Below are 15,483 nucleotides of genomic sequence, written 5' to 3'. Positions count from 1 at the left end.
GCCGGAACGAGAAGGATCGAAGTCGTGCTTATTTCGCAAATCAAGGGTGCCAACGGAGAGATCGTCGTCGCCGTGCGCGAGCAGGGCGGCGCTGCCAAGTCGGTCAAGAATGCCGGCAGCGTCTATGCGCTGGCGATGGAAGCGGCTGATGGCGGCAAGTCGCTTGCCTCGGTCATCGAAGCTCATGGTTACGGTGATGCCGTCGATCTGGAGAAGGCCTATGCGGAAGGCCGCTTCCTTCCGCCGATCACCCATCCCGATGCCGCCCACCTGCATCTAACCGGCACCGGCCTGACGCATCTCGGCTCTGCCGCCACTCGCGATTCCATGCATAAGAAGACCACCGAGGCGGCCGAGGAAACGCTCACCGACTCGATGAAGATGTTCAAGATGGGCCTGGAGAACGGCAAGCCGAAGGCCGGCGAAAAGGGCGTGCAGCCCGAATGGTTCTACAAGGGCAACGGCCATGGAGCCGCAGCTCCCGGCGCGCCGCTGGTCTCGCCCTCCTTCGCGCTCGACGGCGGCGAAGAGCCTGAAATGGCCGGCATCTACGTGATCGCCAAGGACGGCTCGCCCTTCCGCATCGGCTTTGCGCTGTCGAACGAGTTTTCCGATCACGTCACCGAACGGATCAACTACCTCTTCCTCGCCCATTCGAAGCTGCGCCCGGCAAGCTTCGGCCCGGAAATCCGCGTCGGCGCGGCACCGGAAGATATCCGCGGCACCTCGCGCATCAAGCGCGGCGACAAGGTGATCTTCGAAAAGCCGTTCCTGTCGGGCGAGGCGAACATGTCGCACACCTTCGCGAACCTCGAATATCACCATTTCAAATATGGCCTCTTCCGTGTTCCCGGCGATGTCCATGTCCATATGTTCGGTACGGCGACGCTTTCCTTTGCCGACGGCATCAAGACGGAAGAGGGCGACCTCTTCGAGATCGAAGTCGCCGAATTCGGCCTGCCGCTGCGCAATCCGCTGAAGGTGGCGGCCGAAGAAGAGATCGCCGTCAAGCAGCTCTGATTTTCGAGGCCTGGCTGCCTGCGTGGCCGGGCCGTGACGTAAACGGTAAAGGAGGCTTGTTGAGCCCATGACCATTTATCAAAACCTGATCGCCGGCGAATGGGTCGGCACGGACGCGACGAAGAACATCAACCCGTCCGATACGAACGAGGTCGTCGGCCTCTATGCCAATGGCAGCGCCGAAGACACGAAAAACGCGATTGCCGCCGCCAAGGCCGCCTTTCCGGCCTGGTCGCGCTCGGGCATCTGGGAACGCCACGTCATCCTGAAGAAGACCGGCGACGAGATCATGGCGCGCAAGGACGAGCTCGGCGCGCTGCTCGCCCGCGAGGAAGGCAAGACCTTGCCTGAGGCGACCGGCGAAGTCATCCGCGCCTCGCAGATCTTCGAATTCTTCGCTGGCGAAGCCCTGCGGCTGGCCGGCGAGGTCATACCGTCGGTTCGCCCGAACATCGGCGTCGAAATCACCCGCGAGGGCCTCGGCGTCATCGGCATCATCACGCCATGGAACTTCCCGATCGCGATCCCTGCCTGGAAGATCGCTCCGGCGCTTGCCTACGGCAACACCATCGTCTTCAAGCCGGCCGAACTGGTGCCGGCCTGCTCCTGGGCGATCGTCGATATCCTGAACCGCGCCGGACTGCCGAAGGGCGTCCTGAACCTCGTCATGGGCAAGGGCTCGGTCGTCGGCCAGGCCATGCTCGAAAGCCCCGACGTTCACGGCATCACCTTTACCGGTTCCACCGGCACCGGCCGTCGCGTCGCCGCCGCTTCCATCGAGCATAACCGCAAGTTCCAGCTGGAGATGGGCGGCAAGAACCCGATGGTCGTGCTCGACGATGCCGATCTCAACGTCGCCGTCGAAGCGGCCGCCAATTCCGGCTTCTTCTCCACCGGCCAGCGCTGCACCGCATCCTCGCGGCTGATCGTCACCGAAGGCATCCACGACAAGTTCGTCGCAGCGCTCACCGACAAGCTGAAGACGCTTGTTGTCGACAACGCGCTCAAGGCCGGCACCCATATCGGTCCGGTCGTCGACGAGCGGCAGTTGAAGACCGATACCGACTATATCGAGATCGGCAAAAAGGAAGGCGCCAAGCTTGCCTTCGGCGGCGAGGTCATTTCCCGCGAGACGCCCGGCTTCTATCTGCAGCCGACGCTGTTCACCGAAGCGACCAACCAGATGCGCATTTCGCGTGAAGAGATCTTCGGACCGGTGGTCTCGGTTATCCGCGCCAAGGATTACGACGAGGCGCTTGCCATCGCCAACGACACGCCGTTCGGCCTTTCGGCCGGCATCGCCACGACCAGCCTGAAACATGCGACGCACTTCAAGCGCAATTCCGAAGCCGGCATGGTGATGGTCAACCTGCCGACGGCAGGCGTCGATTTCCACGTTCCGTTCGGCGGCCGCAAGGGGTCGTCCTATGGCCCGCGCGAGCAGGGCAAGTATGCCGCCGAGTTCTACACAACCGTCAAGACCGCCTACACGCTGGCTTGAGACAAGCGCGATGACCCGGACCGTACGAGGCGGTCCGGGAATATGCTGAAGGACAGAGATTATGAAAAAGAAAGCGGAATGGCCGCGCAGGCTGAGGTCGCAGGAATGGTACGGCGGCACGAGCCGCGACGTGATTTATCATCGCGGCTGGCTCAAGAACCAGGGTTATCCGCACGACCTGTTCGACGGACGGCCTGTCATCGGCATCCTCAACACCTGGTCGGATATGACCCCGTGCAACGGTCATCTGAGAGAACTCGCCGAGAAGGTGAAGGCGGGTGTCTGGGAGGCCGGCGGCTTCCCGCTCGAAGTGCCGGTGTTCTCGGCATCCGAAAACACCTTCCGCCCGACCGCGATGATGTACCGCAACCTTGCGGCGCTCGCCGTTGAGGAAGCGATCCGCGGCCAGCCGATGGACGGCTGCGTGCTGCTCGTCGGCTGCGACAAGACCACGCCGTCGCTCTTGATGGGTGCGGCCTCCTGCGACCTGCCGTCGATCGTCGTCACCGGCGGTCCGATGCTGAACGGCTATTTCCGCGGCGAGCGCGTCGGCTCCGGCACGCATCTGTGGAAGTTCTCCGAAATGGTGAAGGCCGGCGAGATGACGCAGGCCGAATTCCTCGAGGCGGAAGCTTCGATGAGCCGGTCGTCGGGCACCTGCAATACGATGGGCACGGCCTCGACGATGGCGTCCATGGCCGAAGCGCTCGGCATGGCGCTGTCGGGCAATGCCGCGATCCCGGGCGTCGATTCCCGCCGCAAGGTCATGGCGCAGCTCACCGGCCGCCGTATCGTACAGATGGTCAAGGACGACCTGAAGCCTTCGGAGATCATGACGAAGCAGGCCTTCGAGAACGCCATCCGCACCAATGCGGCGATCGGCGGATCGACCAACGCCGTCATCCACCTGCTGGCGATCGCCGGCCGCGTCGGCATCGATCTGACGCTCGACGATTGGGACCGCTGTGGCCGCGACGTTCCGACGATCGTCAACCTGATGCCGTCGGGCAAGTACCTGATGGAAGAGTTCTTCTATGCCGGCGGCCTGCCCGTCGTGCTGAAGCGCCTCGGCGAGGCCGGCCTCCTGCACAAGGATGCGCTGACGGTCTCCGGCGAAACCGTCTGGGATGAGGTCAAGGAGGTCATCAACTGGAACGAAGACGTCATCCTGCCTGCTGAAAAGGCGCTGACTTCTTCGGGCGGCATCGTCGTGCTGCGCGGCAACCTCGCGCCGAAGGGCGCGGTGCTGAAGCCTTCGGCCGCTTCGCCGCATCTCCTGGTGCACCGGGGCAGGGCCGTCGTGTTCGAGGATATCGACGACTACAAGGCCAAGATCAACGACGACAATCTCGACATCGACGAGACCTGCGTCATGGTCATGAAGAACTGCGGCCCGAAGGGTTATCCCGGCATGGCCGAGGTCGGCAACATGGGCCTGCCGCCGAAGGTGCTGAAGAAGGGCATCCTCGACATGGTGCGTATATCGGACGCGCGCATGTCGGGAACGGCCTACGGCACCGTCGTGCTGCACACCTCGCCGGAAGCCGCGGTCGGCGGACCGCTGGCGGTCGTCAAGAATGGCGACATGATCGAGCTCGACGTGCCGAACCGCCGCCTGCATCTCGACATATCAGACGAGGAGCTGGCGCGCCGTCTCGCCGAATGGCAGCCGAACCATGATCTGCCCAAATCAGGCTATGCCTTCCTGCACCAGCAGCATGTCGAAGGTGCGGATACCGGCGCCGACCTCGACTTCCTCAAGGGATGTCGCGGAAACGCAGTCGGCAAGGACAGCCACTGAGCGGACGTATTCGAGATTGGGATGGTTTGAAAAGGCGGGGCGAGAGCCCCGCCTTTTTGTTGCACTTGTTCAACGAGGAAATGACGCTATATTCTGTACAAGTGTACAGGAGATATGGTCATGTCGAAGGTGGTCGGCGCAGCCGAATTCAAGGCGAAATGTCTGAATCTTATCGATCAGATGCGCAGTGACGATGAATCCATCGTCATCACCAAGCGCGGCAAGCCGGTTGCCGTGCTTTCCCCGGCGCGAAACACAGGCGAACGCAAGAGCATCATCGGCGCGATGAAGGGCAGCGTGTTGCGCTATGACGATCCTCTCTCCCCGGTCGTTGAGCCGGAGGATTGGGACGCGCTCCGTTGATCGTCATCGATACGCATATCCTCGTCTGGGCAATGCAGGACGACGCTCGGCTCGGTTCACAGGCCCGGCGTATCATCGACGAGATGGCCGGGAAAAGCCGGATTCTGATTTCGGCGATCACACCTTGGGAAATCGCGATGCTCGTGCAGAAGGGGCGCTTGGCGCTGGGCGACGATGTCGGGCGATGGATCGACACCGCTCTGTCGCTGCCGGGGCTTCAACTCGCGCCGATCGAGCCTTCCATCGCGGTAGACAGCGTTCGGCTGCCCGGCGAGTTTCACGCCGACCCCGCGGACCGCATCATCGCCGCCACAGCCCGGTTTCATCGCATACCTTTGCTGACGGCGGATCAGGCAATCCTCAGCTATGGAGCGCGGGGTCACCTCCAGGTCGTTGCGGCTGGATAGACATGGCTTCCCGGCGTCGCTCAGCTCTGGCTCTGGCTTTGCATCTGGCCGCTGTCCTCTACCTTCACGGTGACCGACAGCGTTTCGCCCGGAGTGCCGATGCGCATGCCTGAGATCGGGGCGGCGTCGCGGTAGCAGAGGCCGGAGGCGACGCGGACATATCGTTCATCCGGGCAGATTTCATTGGCCGGGTCGAAGCCGACCCAACCGAGGCCGGGAATATGGGCTTCGGCCCAGGCATGGGTCGCCGCCTGTTCGACCTTCTCTTCCATCATCAGGTAGCCGGAGACATAACGCGCCGGCACCTGCAGGGCGCGGGCGGCGGCAACGAAGATGTGCGCATGGTCCTGGCAGACTCCGCTCTTCTTCTCCAGCGCCTGTTCCGCCGTGGTCGCAGTGTCGCTGGTGCCGGGCTTGTAATCGACCGTCTCGTGGATTGCGGCCATCAGCGCATGCATGCGGCCGAGTTCGTTGTCGCCGCTGACGCCTTTGATCAGTTCCTTCACCAGCTTGCCGCCCTTGGTGAGCGGCGTCTCGCGCAGGAAGAGCCAGAGCGGGCAGAAGCCGGTATGCGGGCCGGTGACGCCGTTGAGATCCGCGGTTTCGACCTCGCCTTCGGCGAGAATGCGCGTCACCTGCTGCTCGCCTTCCAGCGAGACCAGGTTGACGTGGTTGCCGTACTGGTCGTCATACTCCACTTCGGGCGTGGCGCCCTCGACCTTCAGCGACCAGGCGAGCACCTTCTGGCCTGATGTGGCCGGCGGCGTCAGCCTCAGCCGTTGCAGGGAGAATTTCGCCGGTTCGTCGTAGCGGTATTCGGTGAGGTGGCTGATCTTCAGTCTCATATCGTGATCCGCTTAAACGTAGAACCGGTAGCCATCGGAAATTTCCATGCCGAGCTGGTTGTTGCGCGAGACGAAATCCTCCAGGAACTCATGCAGGCCCTGATCCATGATATCGCGGATCGCCCGCGTCTGCAGCGTGGTGCGGATCGCCTCGGCCGTATCGTGGGCGGGTAGCCGCGCTTCGTAATCCTGGGCGAGGTAGCCGAGGTTGCTGACGATTTTTTCGTAGCAATAGGCGAGCGAGCGCGGCATCTGCACATTGAGCGTCAGGAAGTCGGCAATGTTCATCGCCCGGTACTCGCCGTCATAGGCCCAGCTATAGGCGCGGTGCGCCGAGACCGAGCGCAGGATCGATTCCCACTGGACGTTGTCGAGCGAGGAGCCGACCGCCGAAACCGAGGGCAGCAGCACGTAATATTTCACGTCGAGGATGCGGCTCGTATTGTCCGCCCGCTCGATGAAGGTGCCGATGCGGGCGAAGTTATAGAGCTCGTTGCGCAGTGTCGAGCCATGGAAGGCGCCGCGGATGAGGCCGGCGCGGCGCTTGATGACGTCGATCACCTCAGGCAGGTCGGCGGCCTTGACGCGCTTTTCGAGCAGCGTCTTCAGCTCGATCCAGCATTCGTTGGTCGCTTCCCAGGTTTCGCGCGTCAGCGCGGTGCGCACCATGCGGGCATTGTTGCGGCCGAAGTCGATGCAGGACATGACGCTCGACGGATTGGAACGATCGCGCAGGAGATAATCGATCGCGTCGGCATTGGTGAGCTTCGCGTGGCCCTCGTCATAGGCCTCGCGCACGCCGGCACTTTGCAGCACGCCGTCCCAGTTGTCGTCGCCGGCGCTGCTGCGGGTGAGCGACATGCGCAGCCCGGCATCGACCAGTCGGGCGATATTTTCGGCGCGCTCGATGTAACGAAACATCCAGTAGAGGCCGTTTGCAGTTCTTCCGAGCATCAGTCCTCCAGTACCCAGGTGTCTTTGGTGCCGCCGCCCTGGCTGGAATTGACCACCAGCGAGCCCTGCTTCAGCGCCACGCGGGTCAACCCGCCCGGAATGATCTGCACCTTGTCGGAGACGAGCACATAGGGGCGAAGGTCCACATGGCGCGGCGCGATCCCCTTGTTGACGAGGATCGGCACGGTGGAGAGCGACAGCGTCGGCTGGGCGATGTAGTTGTTCGGCTTGGCCTTCAGCTTTTCGGCGAAATCGGCGCGCTCCTTCTTCGATGCCGTCGGTCCCACAAGCATGCCGTAACCGCCGGAGCCGTGCACTTCCTTGACGACGAGCTCTTCGAGGTGCTCCAGCACGTATTTCAGGCTCGATGCTTCCGAACAGCGCCAGGTCGGCACGTTCTCGAGCAGCGCCTTGCTGCCGGTGTAGAATTCGACGATCTCCGGCATGTAGGAATAGATCGCCTTGTCATCGCAAATGCCGGTGCCGGGCGCATTGGCGATGGTGATGTTGCCGGAGCGATAGACATCCATGATGCCGGGAATGCCGAGCGCGGAATCGGCCCGGAAGGTCAGCGGATCGAGGAAGTCGTCGTCGACGCGGCGGTAAAGCACGTCGATCGCCTCATAGCCGCGGGTCGTGCGCATCTTCACCTTGCCGTCGATGACGCGCAGATCCGAGCCTTCGACCAGCTCGACGCCCATCATGTCGGCGAGGAAGGAATGCTCGTAATAGGCCGAATTGTAGATGCCGGGCGTCAGCACCGCGACGCGCGGCTTGCCGGTGCAGCCGGGAGGGGCGAGCGAGGCGAGGCTCTGGCGAAGCAGATAGGGATAGTCCTCGACGCGCTGCACCTTGTTCTCATGGAAGAGTTCCGGGAACATCTGCATCATGGTTTCCCGGTTTTCCAGCATGTAGCTGACGCCGGAAGGCGTGCGGGCATTGTCCTCCAGCACGTAGAACTGGTCCTCGCCCGTTCGTACGATGTCGGTGCCGACGATATGGGTGTAGACGCCGCCGGGCGGGCGGAAGCCGATCATCTCGGACAGGAAGGCGACGTTGTTCTCGATCAGCTCGCGCGGGACGCGGCCGGCGCGGATGATCTCCTGCTTATGATAGATATCATCCAGGAAGGCATTGAGCGCGATCACCCGCTGCTCGATGCCCTGGGCGAGCTTGCGCCATTCGCGGGCGGAGATGATGCGGGGAATGATGTCGAAGGGGATGAGTTTTTCGGAACTGTCGGCGTGGCCGTAGACCGCGAAGGTGATGCCGGTCTTCCGGAAAATGTTTTCCGCATCGCGGGACTTGGCAATCAGATGCGACCGGTCTTGGCTGTTGTACCACTCGAAATATTTTTCATAAGGCGGGCGAGGACTCTCGTCCCCAGTGATCATTTCATCAAATGCCAAAGGTGCGGCTCCCCTTTTTTGTTCATTTGAATACAACGCAAATTGCAATGCAAGAACCATGCGCATTTCGAGGAAAAGATTTTGCGGTGCGGGAAAGGGGCGGAATTTCGGGCGTTTGAAGGGAGACGGTACGGTTGGCGGATGGTCGCTCGCCCGGGATTGCGTAAAATATGAGCAGGTGATGGGTTTTCGCCCAGGGGAGCACGGCCTTCCCGCGCCCAAGGACTTAGGCGCACTGGATTCCTGTGACGGGCACAGGAATGAGGGAGAGTATGGGGTAGCGCCTGCGAATCCTCGCTGCGGTAGCATACTGCGAGTTTCCGACGGGCTCGTTCGTCATATTGAAAATATCATCTTCCGGCTCGTTGGTTGTCCCACCCATCAACGAAATTTCAAATAAGCATCAATGCTTCGCCTTTGACTGCGGCCGCAGGGTGCGGCTATCAGCACCGCAACTCTCAGTCTTCCGAGCCGCCCATGTCCCTCGACCGCCTCGCCCCTGCCGTCTTCGTTTTCCTCTGGTCCACGGGCTGGGTGGTTGCGAAATATGCGGCGCTGCATTCCGAGCCCTTCACCTTTCTTTCAATACGCTACGCGCTGTCGGCTCTTGCCTTCCTGGCGCTCTGCCTGGTGATGCGGGCGCAATGGCCGAAGAGCCGGGCGACGTGGCTGCGCGCCATCTATTCCGGCTTCTTCCTGCACGGCTTTTACCTCGCCGGCCTGTGGTGGGCGATCGCCAATGGCGTGCCGGCCGGCATCTCCGGCATCATCGCGGCGCTGCAGCCGCTGCTGACGGCGATGGCGGCTCCCTTTCTCGTCGGCGAGCGGTTGCAACAGACACAGAAGCTCGGCCTCGGGCTCGGCTTCGTCGGCATTGCCATCGCCATTTCGCCGAAGCTTTTCGATCCGGCGGCGGCCGATCTCAGCCATGCCGCTCTACCGCTGGCGATCAACCTCATCGCCATGGGCTCCGTCACCTACGGCACGCTCTACCAGAAGAAACACCTGCAGTCCGGCGACCTCAGGAGCATTGCGACGCTGCAATATGTCGGCGCTCTGATCCTCACACTGCCGCTGTCGCTGATCTTCGAACACCAGCATTTCGACGCTTCGGCTCAAGCCTACGGCGCACTCATCTGGTCGGTTTTCGGCCTGTCGATGGGCGGTGTCGGGCTGCTGCTTTATCTGATCCGCCGAGGGCAGGTCTCGCGCGCCGCCTCTCTCATCTACTTGATGCCGCCCGCCGTCGCGCTTGAAGCCTTCATCGCTTTCGGGGAGCCGCTGACGCTGCCGTTGATTCTGGGCACCGTTGTTGTCGTGACCGGCGTCTACCTGACGAACCGCAGGGTTGGTCAGCAGGCACAGGCGAGCGCATAGGCGGATGGCTGCGCCAAGGTCGTCGAACAACCGGATGGCCTGAACTTTCAGGCTTCTTTCAGCCTGAGGGTGAAAGGCAAGTAGGTTATTACAGACTGAAGCATTCGGGTCGCCGGCGATTGCCGACGACCTCATATCCCGAGCGCTAGGTCTCTCAGGAAGCAACGATCAGTTGCGGGGCTGCAGCAGCGCCAAGACAACCGTCGACGCAGCCAGGAGCGCCGTAACAGTCAACGGTCCCACAGCGCCGTAGTGGTCGACGATATAGCCGCCAAAAACCGCGCCGATACTGATGGCCACCTGAAAAGAGACGACCATCAGGCTGCCCGCCGCCTCCAGAGCGTCGGGGGCCGCGCGGGAAAGATTGGTCGGCAGCACGACCGGCGCCATGCCGAAGGCAAAACCCCAAAGCGCAACGAGCGCGAAGGCGACGCCGGTATGAGCGCCCCAAAGCACCAGAGCGAGTGCGGCAAACGCCATCAATACCGCCGTGACAGCGAGCGCTATGCGGATGCTCGCGTCGGCCATCCGGCCGCCGGCAACATTGCCGATCACCGAGGCGATGCCGAACCCGAGCAGCGCCAGGGCGATCGATCTGGTTTCAATGAGCGTCACTCGTTCGAGGAAGGGGCGCACATAAACCGACCCGGCAAAATGCCCGGTCATCAGCAAAAGGATGGCAAGCATTCCCAGTTGAATGCCGCCCCGTCGCGTCAGCCGGAAGACATCGGCGAGACTGTTGCTTGTGTTTGCAGGGAGCGTCGGCAAGCTCAGCACCTGCAGCAGCATGGCAAGCGCGGCAAGCCCGGCTGTCATCGCCATGGCGCTGCGCCATCCCAGCCAGTCGCTGATCAAAGCGCCCATCGACGGTGCAGCGATCGTGGCGAGCGAAACGCCGAGGGTGACGATAGCCATGCCCCGACCTGTCGCATTGGCGCCGACCAGCCTCGCCACGATGGCCACTGAAAGCGCCCAAAAGCCGCTCAGCGCGATGCCCAACCCGGCCCGGCCCAACAACAACAGCCAAAAATCGGTCGCCAACGATGCAAGAATATTGGAGCCGACCGCCAACGCACTGAGACCGACCAGCACCGCCTTGCGATTCAGTCTGCCGATGAGAACATTGCTCAACAGGGCGGCCACGGCGCCGACGGAAGCGGTGGCGGTGACGACCTGTCCGGCCGTTCCCTCGGAAATGCCGAGATCGCGCGCCATGGGCGTCAACAGGCCCGCCGGCAGGAACTCAGCGGATACCAGCGCAAAGCTGGTGGCCGCCATCGAAACAACGGCAAACCAGGTCGCCGCGTTCCACGCGGATGGTTCAGCCGCCTCCAGGCCAATTGTGGTTCCGTCGAACTGCGATGTTGTGTCCGTCATTTGAAGCATCTCCTATGTTCGGAGACACTTCATAGGCGAAGTTTTCAGGATGATATGTGTCTTAAAATCCGAAATCCATATCCATTCGTCCGGAACTTGTGCGGCGCACAATCCCCGGTGAAACGTTGGTGACGCGCTTGAAGGCGCGCGCGAAAGACGCCTCGGACTCATAGCCCAGCCGGGAAGCAACCTCGGCAACCGACATGCCGCCTTGCGCCAACAAATCGCGGGCAAGCTGCATGCGCAGACGGGCGAGGTAATGCGCCGCGCCTTCTCCCAAGATAGCGCTGAAGCGCTCGGCGAAGATCGAGCGCGACTGGCCTGCCACACCAGCGAGGCTTTCGAGGGTCCAGTTATGGCCGGGGTCCCTGTGCATGGCTGCCAGCACACGACCGATGTGCGGATCGCGGATGGCGGCGAGCCAGCCGGTGGTCGAGGCTCCGCTGCAGTTGACCCAGCAGCGGATAAGCCGCGCCGCGAGCAAATCCGCCATACGCGACAAGACCGTTGCGCTTCCCATCCGGGGCTGTGTCGCTTCCGCCGACATGGCGGCCAGCAGGGGGCCTACGATCGAGTCATTGCCGGCGACATCGCAGCCCTTGATGATCGGCGGCATCAGGGCGATCAAAGGGTTAAGCGCATGGGCGCCCAAAGTCATGGAGCCGCAGAAGAGGGTGCTGGTGGCCCCCGTTCCTTCGCGCAAGACGTCGCAGACGTTGCTGCCCAATTTCGTTATCTGGCAGCTTTTAAGCGAGTCGCCCTCAACGTCCGGCGCGCTCGCCAATCGATGTGCGATGCCTTGCGGCAGCAGCACCAGATCGCCATCGTTCAACTCCTGCCATCCTTGGACTTCGGTATGGATCCAGCACGGACCTTGGCTGACGAAGTGAAAACGAAGCAGCTGTTGTTGCGGAAAGGCGATGCTCCATGGATGCCTGAGCTCGCAGCGTCCATAGTTGACTCCGCTCAAGCGAAAGTCCTGCAGGACTTCGCTCAGGGCATCCATTGGGATAGTTGACGGCGACAACGGTCGGGACGGATGGTCAAGCATAGAACCAATTTAGGTCTCAAGCGTCCGGCATTCAAGGACCGGCATGCGTGAAACCCGGTGCCCATCAAAGCCCAATCGTTGAGCACGACCGTCAGCGCGCCCATCTCAATGTAAGAGCGAAGGACCGACTCGGTTCGGACTGCCGTTGCGATGTTGCCGCCACAATGAGAAAAAGGCCGGGCATCCTGTCAGATGCTCCGGCCTCCCAATATTCAAGACCGAAAGTTCGGCCTTTTCTCCTTTAAATCAATCGGCCCTCAGGCGCGTTCGCGGCGCTGGCCACCGTTGCGGGAGCCGGAGCCGCCGCGGCGGTTGCCGCCGTTGCCGTCGCGGCGTTGTTCGCCGCCCTGGGCCTGCTGGGGACCGCGGTCTTCGCCGTGCTTGCGGGCCGGGCGGCCGTGGGCGTGGCGGCCGTTGCCGCGGTGATGGCCGCTCGGCTCGCCGTTGGCGTGATGACCATTGGGGCCGTTATGCGCGGGACGCTGCGGCTTTGCCGGGCGGAAATCGGAAGTTGAGGCCAGATCGTTGTCGGGGCCGAAATCCGGGGCCGCTTCGCCGCGGCGCTGGCCGCGGAAGTCCTCGTTGCGGCCGGGGCGTTCGGGCCGCGGACGGCGCTCGCGGCGTTCTTCGCCGCCGTTGGCGCGGACTTCGCTGCCTTCGCCTTCACGGCGCGGGCGGCGTTCCGGGCGGCTGCCGCGATGCTCCGAGCGGTTCTGATCGCCACGGCCTTCGCCGCGACCCTGACTTTCGCGACCTTGGCCGCCACCGCGATTGCGGTTGTTGCCATTGCCGTTGCCGCGGCGCGGGCCGCTGGCGCTGATATGTGCCGGCGGTTCGCCGCTTGCGACCGTGATGTCGATGCCCATCAGGCGCTCGATATCGCGCAGCAGCTTGGCTTCATCGGGAGCGCAGAAGGCAATCGCGATGCCGTCGCGGCCGGCGCGCGCCGTGCGGCCGATGCGATGGACATAGGCGTCCGGCACTTCGGGCAGGTCGTAATTGTAGACGTGGCTGACGGCCGGGATATCGATGCCGCGGGCGGCGACGTCGGTGGCGATCAGTGTCTTGATGCTGCCGTCGCGGAAGGCTTTCAGCGCCCGCTCGCGCTGGCCCTGGCTCTTGTTGCCGTGGATCGAGGCGACGGAATAGCCGATATTGTCGAGGTGCTTCATCAGCTTCTCCGCACCATGCTTGGTGCGCAGGAAGACGATGGCGCGGCCGTCCGGATTTTCGGTCAGCGACTTGCGCAGCAGTTCGGTCTTGTCGTTCTTGCCGCCGACGAAATGGACATACTGCTCGACCTTGTCGGCAGCCTTGCCCGGAGGCGTGACTTCGACCTTGACGGGATCGACGAGATATTCGCCGGCGAGATCGGCGATCGCCTTCGGCATGGTGGCCGAAAACAGCATGGTCTGGCGCTTCTTCGGCACCAGCTTGGCGATCTTGCGCAGATCGTGCACGAAGCCGAGGTCGAGCATCTGGTCGGCCTCGTCGAGCACGAGATAACGCACCGTCGTCAGTGTGATGGCGCGGCGGTTGACGAGATCGAGCAGGCGGCCGGGGGTGGCGACCAGGATGTCGGTGCCCTTTTCGAGCTGCAGCTGCTGCTTGTTGATCGACACGCCGCCGACGACGACATTGATGCGCAGCGGCGACTTGCGGATGAATTTCTTCAGGTTCTCGGCGATCTGGTTCACCAGCTCGCGGGTCGGCGCCAGGATCAGCGTCCGCGTCGTGCGGTTGTCGGGGCGGCGCTCGTCGGCGAGCAGCTTTTCGATGAGCGGCAGGCCGAAGGCGGCGGTCTTGCCGGTGCCGGTCTGGGCAAGGCCGATCAGATCGCGGCCCGATATGAGGAGAGGAATGGACTGTTCCTGGATCGGCGTCGGCGTTTCGATGCCGAGCTGGAACAAGGTGGCGACGATCGGCTTGGAGACACCAAGCGATTCAAAATTAGTCAAGGCATAACCTTTCGGGGCGCCACAACGACTAGCGCCGGAACGCACCATGCGATCCGGTTTCATTCTGGCGTCAAGAACCCCGCGTGAAGTGGGAACTTGCAAGTTGGAAAAAGCTTTCCAGCGCTTCTGGCCGCTCATTGGGAGTGCGGCGCTTTATCGAAATGCGCTTTTGTCCCTTCTTCCTGCGTTTCGTATTTTCTAGCAGGGGCACGCTCACGCGGCGGCCGGAAGGGTGAAAGCTGAGCCGCATTTGGGCCACTTCGCGGGAAAAGTCAAGTGCAGTGCACAAAAAGCGTTAACCCGGATCCTACGACGGCATTCTCAAGATAAAGCTTTCCGACGCGCTTTCGGTGCCGTTGACGAGGATGGCGATGCGATGCTCGCCGGGATAATAGCGCCGTGTCGTGATCGGCCGCATGGCATGGCGGCGTTCGATCGCGTGGCTTTGGCCGGGGGCGAGCGTGATCGTCTTGCATTTGAAGACCTTGGGCGAGAGCGAGCCGTCGGCCTTCATGTGGTGAATGGCGTAGTCGATCATCAGCGAGTGCGCGGTTTCGCCTGAATTGGTCAAACGGATTTCGAAATCCAGCCCTTCGCCGAACATCACCTCGCAGTTCAGAAGCCGCAGCTCGCATGTCAGCGCGGCAGCCGCGCCGAAACCGAAATTGGCAAGCGCTCGCGCGTGGCCTTTCTTGAGCAGCGTGCGAGAGGCATGTTTCAGCAGCCGACGCCGCTCGGCTGATGCGCCCTCGATGTGGCCGGCGATGAAGGCGGCGACCAGATCCGGGTGATCCTTGGCGATGTCGTTCAGGCTGTTGGCGACGGAGCGGCGCACGTAATCCTCCGGGTCATCCGTCAGCGCGGTCAGGATAGGCAGGATCGGGCCAGGGTCTTTCACGAGCTGCGGCAGGCGCATGGCCCAGGGCAGGCGCGGCCGCGTTCCCTCGCTCGCCAGCCGGCGCACATGATGGTCGGGATCAGCGACCCAGCCGGAAATGATGGCGAGCGCGCGCTGCTGGTCGCGATGGATGAATTGCCGGATGCCGAACTCGGCGGTGAAATGCGGTGTCAGCGCCTTGAGGAGATCAAGGCCGAGATCGAAATGATCAAGGCCGCGGGCGGCGATGAACTGGTTGACCGGCAGTAGCATCCAGCCGGACAATCCGAGCCTGCCCGCTGCAGGCAGGCTCGCCTTCAGGATGGCGGCCGCTTCGGGGAAATCGCCGGGAAGGGTGGCAAACAGCGCATCGCGGATCAGCGCCGAACGTTCCATCAGTTCCAGGGCTGCAAGGCCGCCGGTCGCGAGGCTTACGAAGTGCTCCCTATCGAAGGAAGGCGCATTTGCGGCGATGCGATCGGCCATGTCGCCGACCAGCCCCTCGTGCAGCAGGTTCTTGAGCGGTTCCGGCATTTGTCCTCC

General features: G+C 62.7%; 13 protein-coding genes. 6 read left to right on the top strand and 7 right to left on the bottom strand.

Going from position 1 to position 15,483, the window contains the following annotated elements; translation table 11 throughout:
- Positions 1 to 24: 24 nt before the first annotated feature.
- From araD1 to ATY78_RS23270, 5 genes are all read left to right on the top strand, one after another.
- Positions 25 to 1,020, top strand: coding sequence for an AraD1 family protein (gene araD1, locus ATY78_RS23290; protein ID WP_088684669.1), 996 nt, complete (start codon positions 25 to 27; stop codon positions 1,018 to 1,020).
- 67 nt (positions 1,021 to 1,087) lie between these two features.
- Positions 1,088 to 2,521, top strand: a complete 1,434-nt coding sequence (locus ATY78_RS23285; protein WP_088684668.1) for an aldehyde dehydrogenase family protein — start codon at positions 1,088 to 1,090, stop codon at positions 2,519 to 2,521.
- A 61-nt stretch (positions 2,522 to 2,582) separates the two neighbouring features.
- Positions 2,583 to 4,322 carry an L-arabinonate dehydratase gene (gene araD / locus ATY78_RS23280; RefSeq protein WP_088684667.1) on the top strand — a complete coding sequence of 580 codons (1,740 nt, stop codon included), beginning with the start codon at positions 2,583 to 2,585 and terminating at the stop codon, positions 4,320 to 4,322.
- A gap of 120 nt (positions 4,323 to 4,442) precedes the next feature.
- A complete protein-coding gene (locus ATY78_RS23275) occupies positions 4,443 to 4,685 on the top strand; it encodes a type II toxin-antitoxin system prevent-host-death family antitoxin (protein ID WP_190237510.1) in 243 nt (80 codons plus the stop codon).
- Positions 4,682 to 5,092, top strand: coding sequence for a type II toxin-antitoxin system VapC family toxin (locus ATY78_RS23270; RefSeq protein WP_088684665.1), 411 nt, complete (start codon positions 4,682 to 4,684; stop codon positions 5,090 to 5,092). The genes ATY78_RS23275 and ATY78_RS23270 overlap by 4 nt, the downstream gene beginning before the upstream one ends.
- A 20-nt stretch (positions 5,093 to 5,112) precedes the next feature.
- Here ATY78_RS23270 and ATY78_RS23265 read toward each other — a convergent pair whose 3' ends face one another.
- Genes ATY78_RS23265 through ATY78_RS23255 form a run of 3 tightly spaced genes read right to left on the bottom strand, consistent with a single transcriptional unit; the run spans position 5,113 to position 8,300 of the window.
- Positions 5,113 to 5,937: a transglutaminase family protein gene (locus ATY78_RS23265; protein WP_088684664.1), complete on the bottom strand. Its 825-nt coding sequence runs from the start codon at positions 5,935 to 5,937 to the stop codon at positions 5,113 to 5,115.
- A gap of 12 nt (positions 5,938 to 5,949) precedes the next feature.
- Entirely contained in the window at positions 5,950 to 6,891 is a 942-nt protein-coding gene (locus ATY78_RS23260) for an alpha-E domain-containing protein (protein ID WP_088684663.1), read from the bottom strand.
- Complete coding sequence (locus ATY78_RS23255; protein WP_049736073.1) at positions 6,891 to 8,300, bottom strand: circularly permuted type 2 ATP-grasp protein; 1,410 nt, start codon at positions 8,298 to 8,300, stop codon at positions 6,891 to 6,893. The genes ATY78_RS23260 and ATY78_RS23255 overlap by 1 nt, the downstream gene beginning before the upstream one ends.
- A 477-nt stretch (positions 8,301 to 8,777) precedes the next feature.
- Here ATY78_RS23255 and ATY78_RS23250 point away from each other — a divergent pair, with 477 nt between their 5' ends.
- Entirely contained in the window at positions 8,778 to 9,677 is a 900-nt protein-coding gene (locus ATY78_RS23250; protein ID WP_088684662.1) for a DMT family transporter, read from the top strand.
- Between the two features lie 168 nt (positions 9,678 to 9,845).
- Here ATY78_RS23250 and ATY78_RS23245 read toward each other — a convergent pair whose 3' ends face one another.
- The 4 genes from ATY78_RS23245 to ATY78_RS23230 form a co-directional block, all read right to left on the bottom strand.
- A complete protein-coding gene (locus ATY78_RS23245; protein WP_088684661.1) occupies positions 9,846 to 11,054 on the bottom strand; it encodes an MFS transporter in 1,209 nt (402 codons plus the stop codon).
- Positions 11,055 to 11,115: 61 nt separating this feature from the next.
- Positions 11,116 to 12,105: an AraC family transcriptional regulator gene (locus ATY78_RS23240; protein ID WP_088684660.1), complete on the bottom strand. Its 990-nt coding sequence runs from the start codon at positions 12,103 to 12,105 to the stop codon at positions 11,116 to 11,118.
- A gap of 257 nt (positions 12,106 to 12,362) precedes the next feature.
- Positions 12,363 to 14,111, bottom strand: a complete 1,749-nt coding sequence (locus tag ATY78_RS23235) for a DEAD/DEAH box helicase (RefSeq protein WP_088684659.1) — start codon at positions 14,109 to 14,111, stop codon at positions 12,363 to 12,365.
- Between the two features lie 259 nt (positions 14,112 to 14,370).
- A complete protein-coding gene (locus ATY78_RS23230; RefSeq protein ID WP_088684658.1) occupies positions 14,371 to 15,474 on the bottom strand; it encodes a DNA alkylation repair protein in 1,104 nt (367 codons plus the stop codon).
- Positions 15,475 to 15,483: the final 9 nt, after the last annotated feature.

Origin of the sequence: Rhizobium sp. R635, from assembly GCF_002211285.1 — a bacterium.
Taxonomy (GTDB): Bacteria; Pseudomonadota; Alphaproteobacteria; order Rhizobiales; family Rhizobiaceae; genus Rhizobium.
The sequence above is the reverse complement of the archived record's forward strand: the minus strand, read 5'-3'. Positions and strand labels throughout refer to the sequence as shown.

Bases quoted from the DNA above. Each gene is read 5' to 3' on its own strand.
- ATY78_RS23235 (WP_088684659.1), bottom strand. From the start codon at position 14,111: ATGGTGCGTTCCGGCGCTAGTCGTTGTGGCGCCCCGAAAGGTTATGCC.
- ATY78_RS23240 (WP_088684660.1), bottom strand. From the start codon at position 12,105: ATGCTTGACCATCCGTCCCGACCGTTGTCGCCGTCAACTATCCCAATG.
- ATY78_RS23265 (WP_088684664.1), bottom strand. From the start codon at position 5,937: ATGAGACTGAAGATCAGCCACCTCACCGAATACCGCTACGACGAACCG.
- ATY78_RS23275 (WP_190237510.1), top strand. From the start codon at position 4,443: ATGTCGAAGGTGGTCGGCGCAGCCGAATTCAAGGCGAAATGTCTGAAT.
- ATY78_RS23245 (WP_088684661.1), bottom strand. From the start codon at position 11,054: ATGACGGACACAACATCGCAGTTCGACGGAACCACAATTGGCCTGGAG.
- ATY78_RS23230 (WP_088684658.1), bottom strand. From the start codon at position 15,474: ATGCCGGAACCGCTCAAGAACCTGCTGCACGAGGGGCTGGTCGGCGAC.
- araD (WP_088684667.1), top strand. From the start codon at position 2,583: ATGAAAAAGAAAGCGGAATGGCCGCGCAGGCTGAGGTCGCAGGAATGG.
- ATY78_RS23250 (WP_088684662.1), top strand. From the start codon at position 8,778: ATGTCCCTCGACCGCCTCGCCCCTGCCGTCTTCGTTTTCCTCTGGTCC.
- ATY78_RS23260 (WP_088684663.1), bottom strand. From the start codon at position 6,891: ATGCTCGGAAGAACTGCAAACGGCCTCTACTGGATGTTTCGTTACATC.
- ATY78_RS23285 (WP_088684668.1), top strand. From the start codon at position 1,088: ATGACCATTTATCAAAACCTGATCGCCGGCGAATGGGTCGGCACGGAC.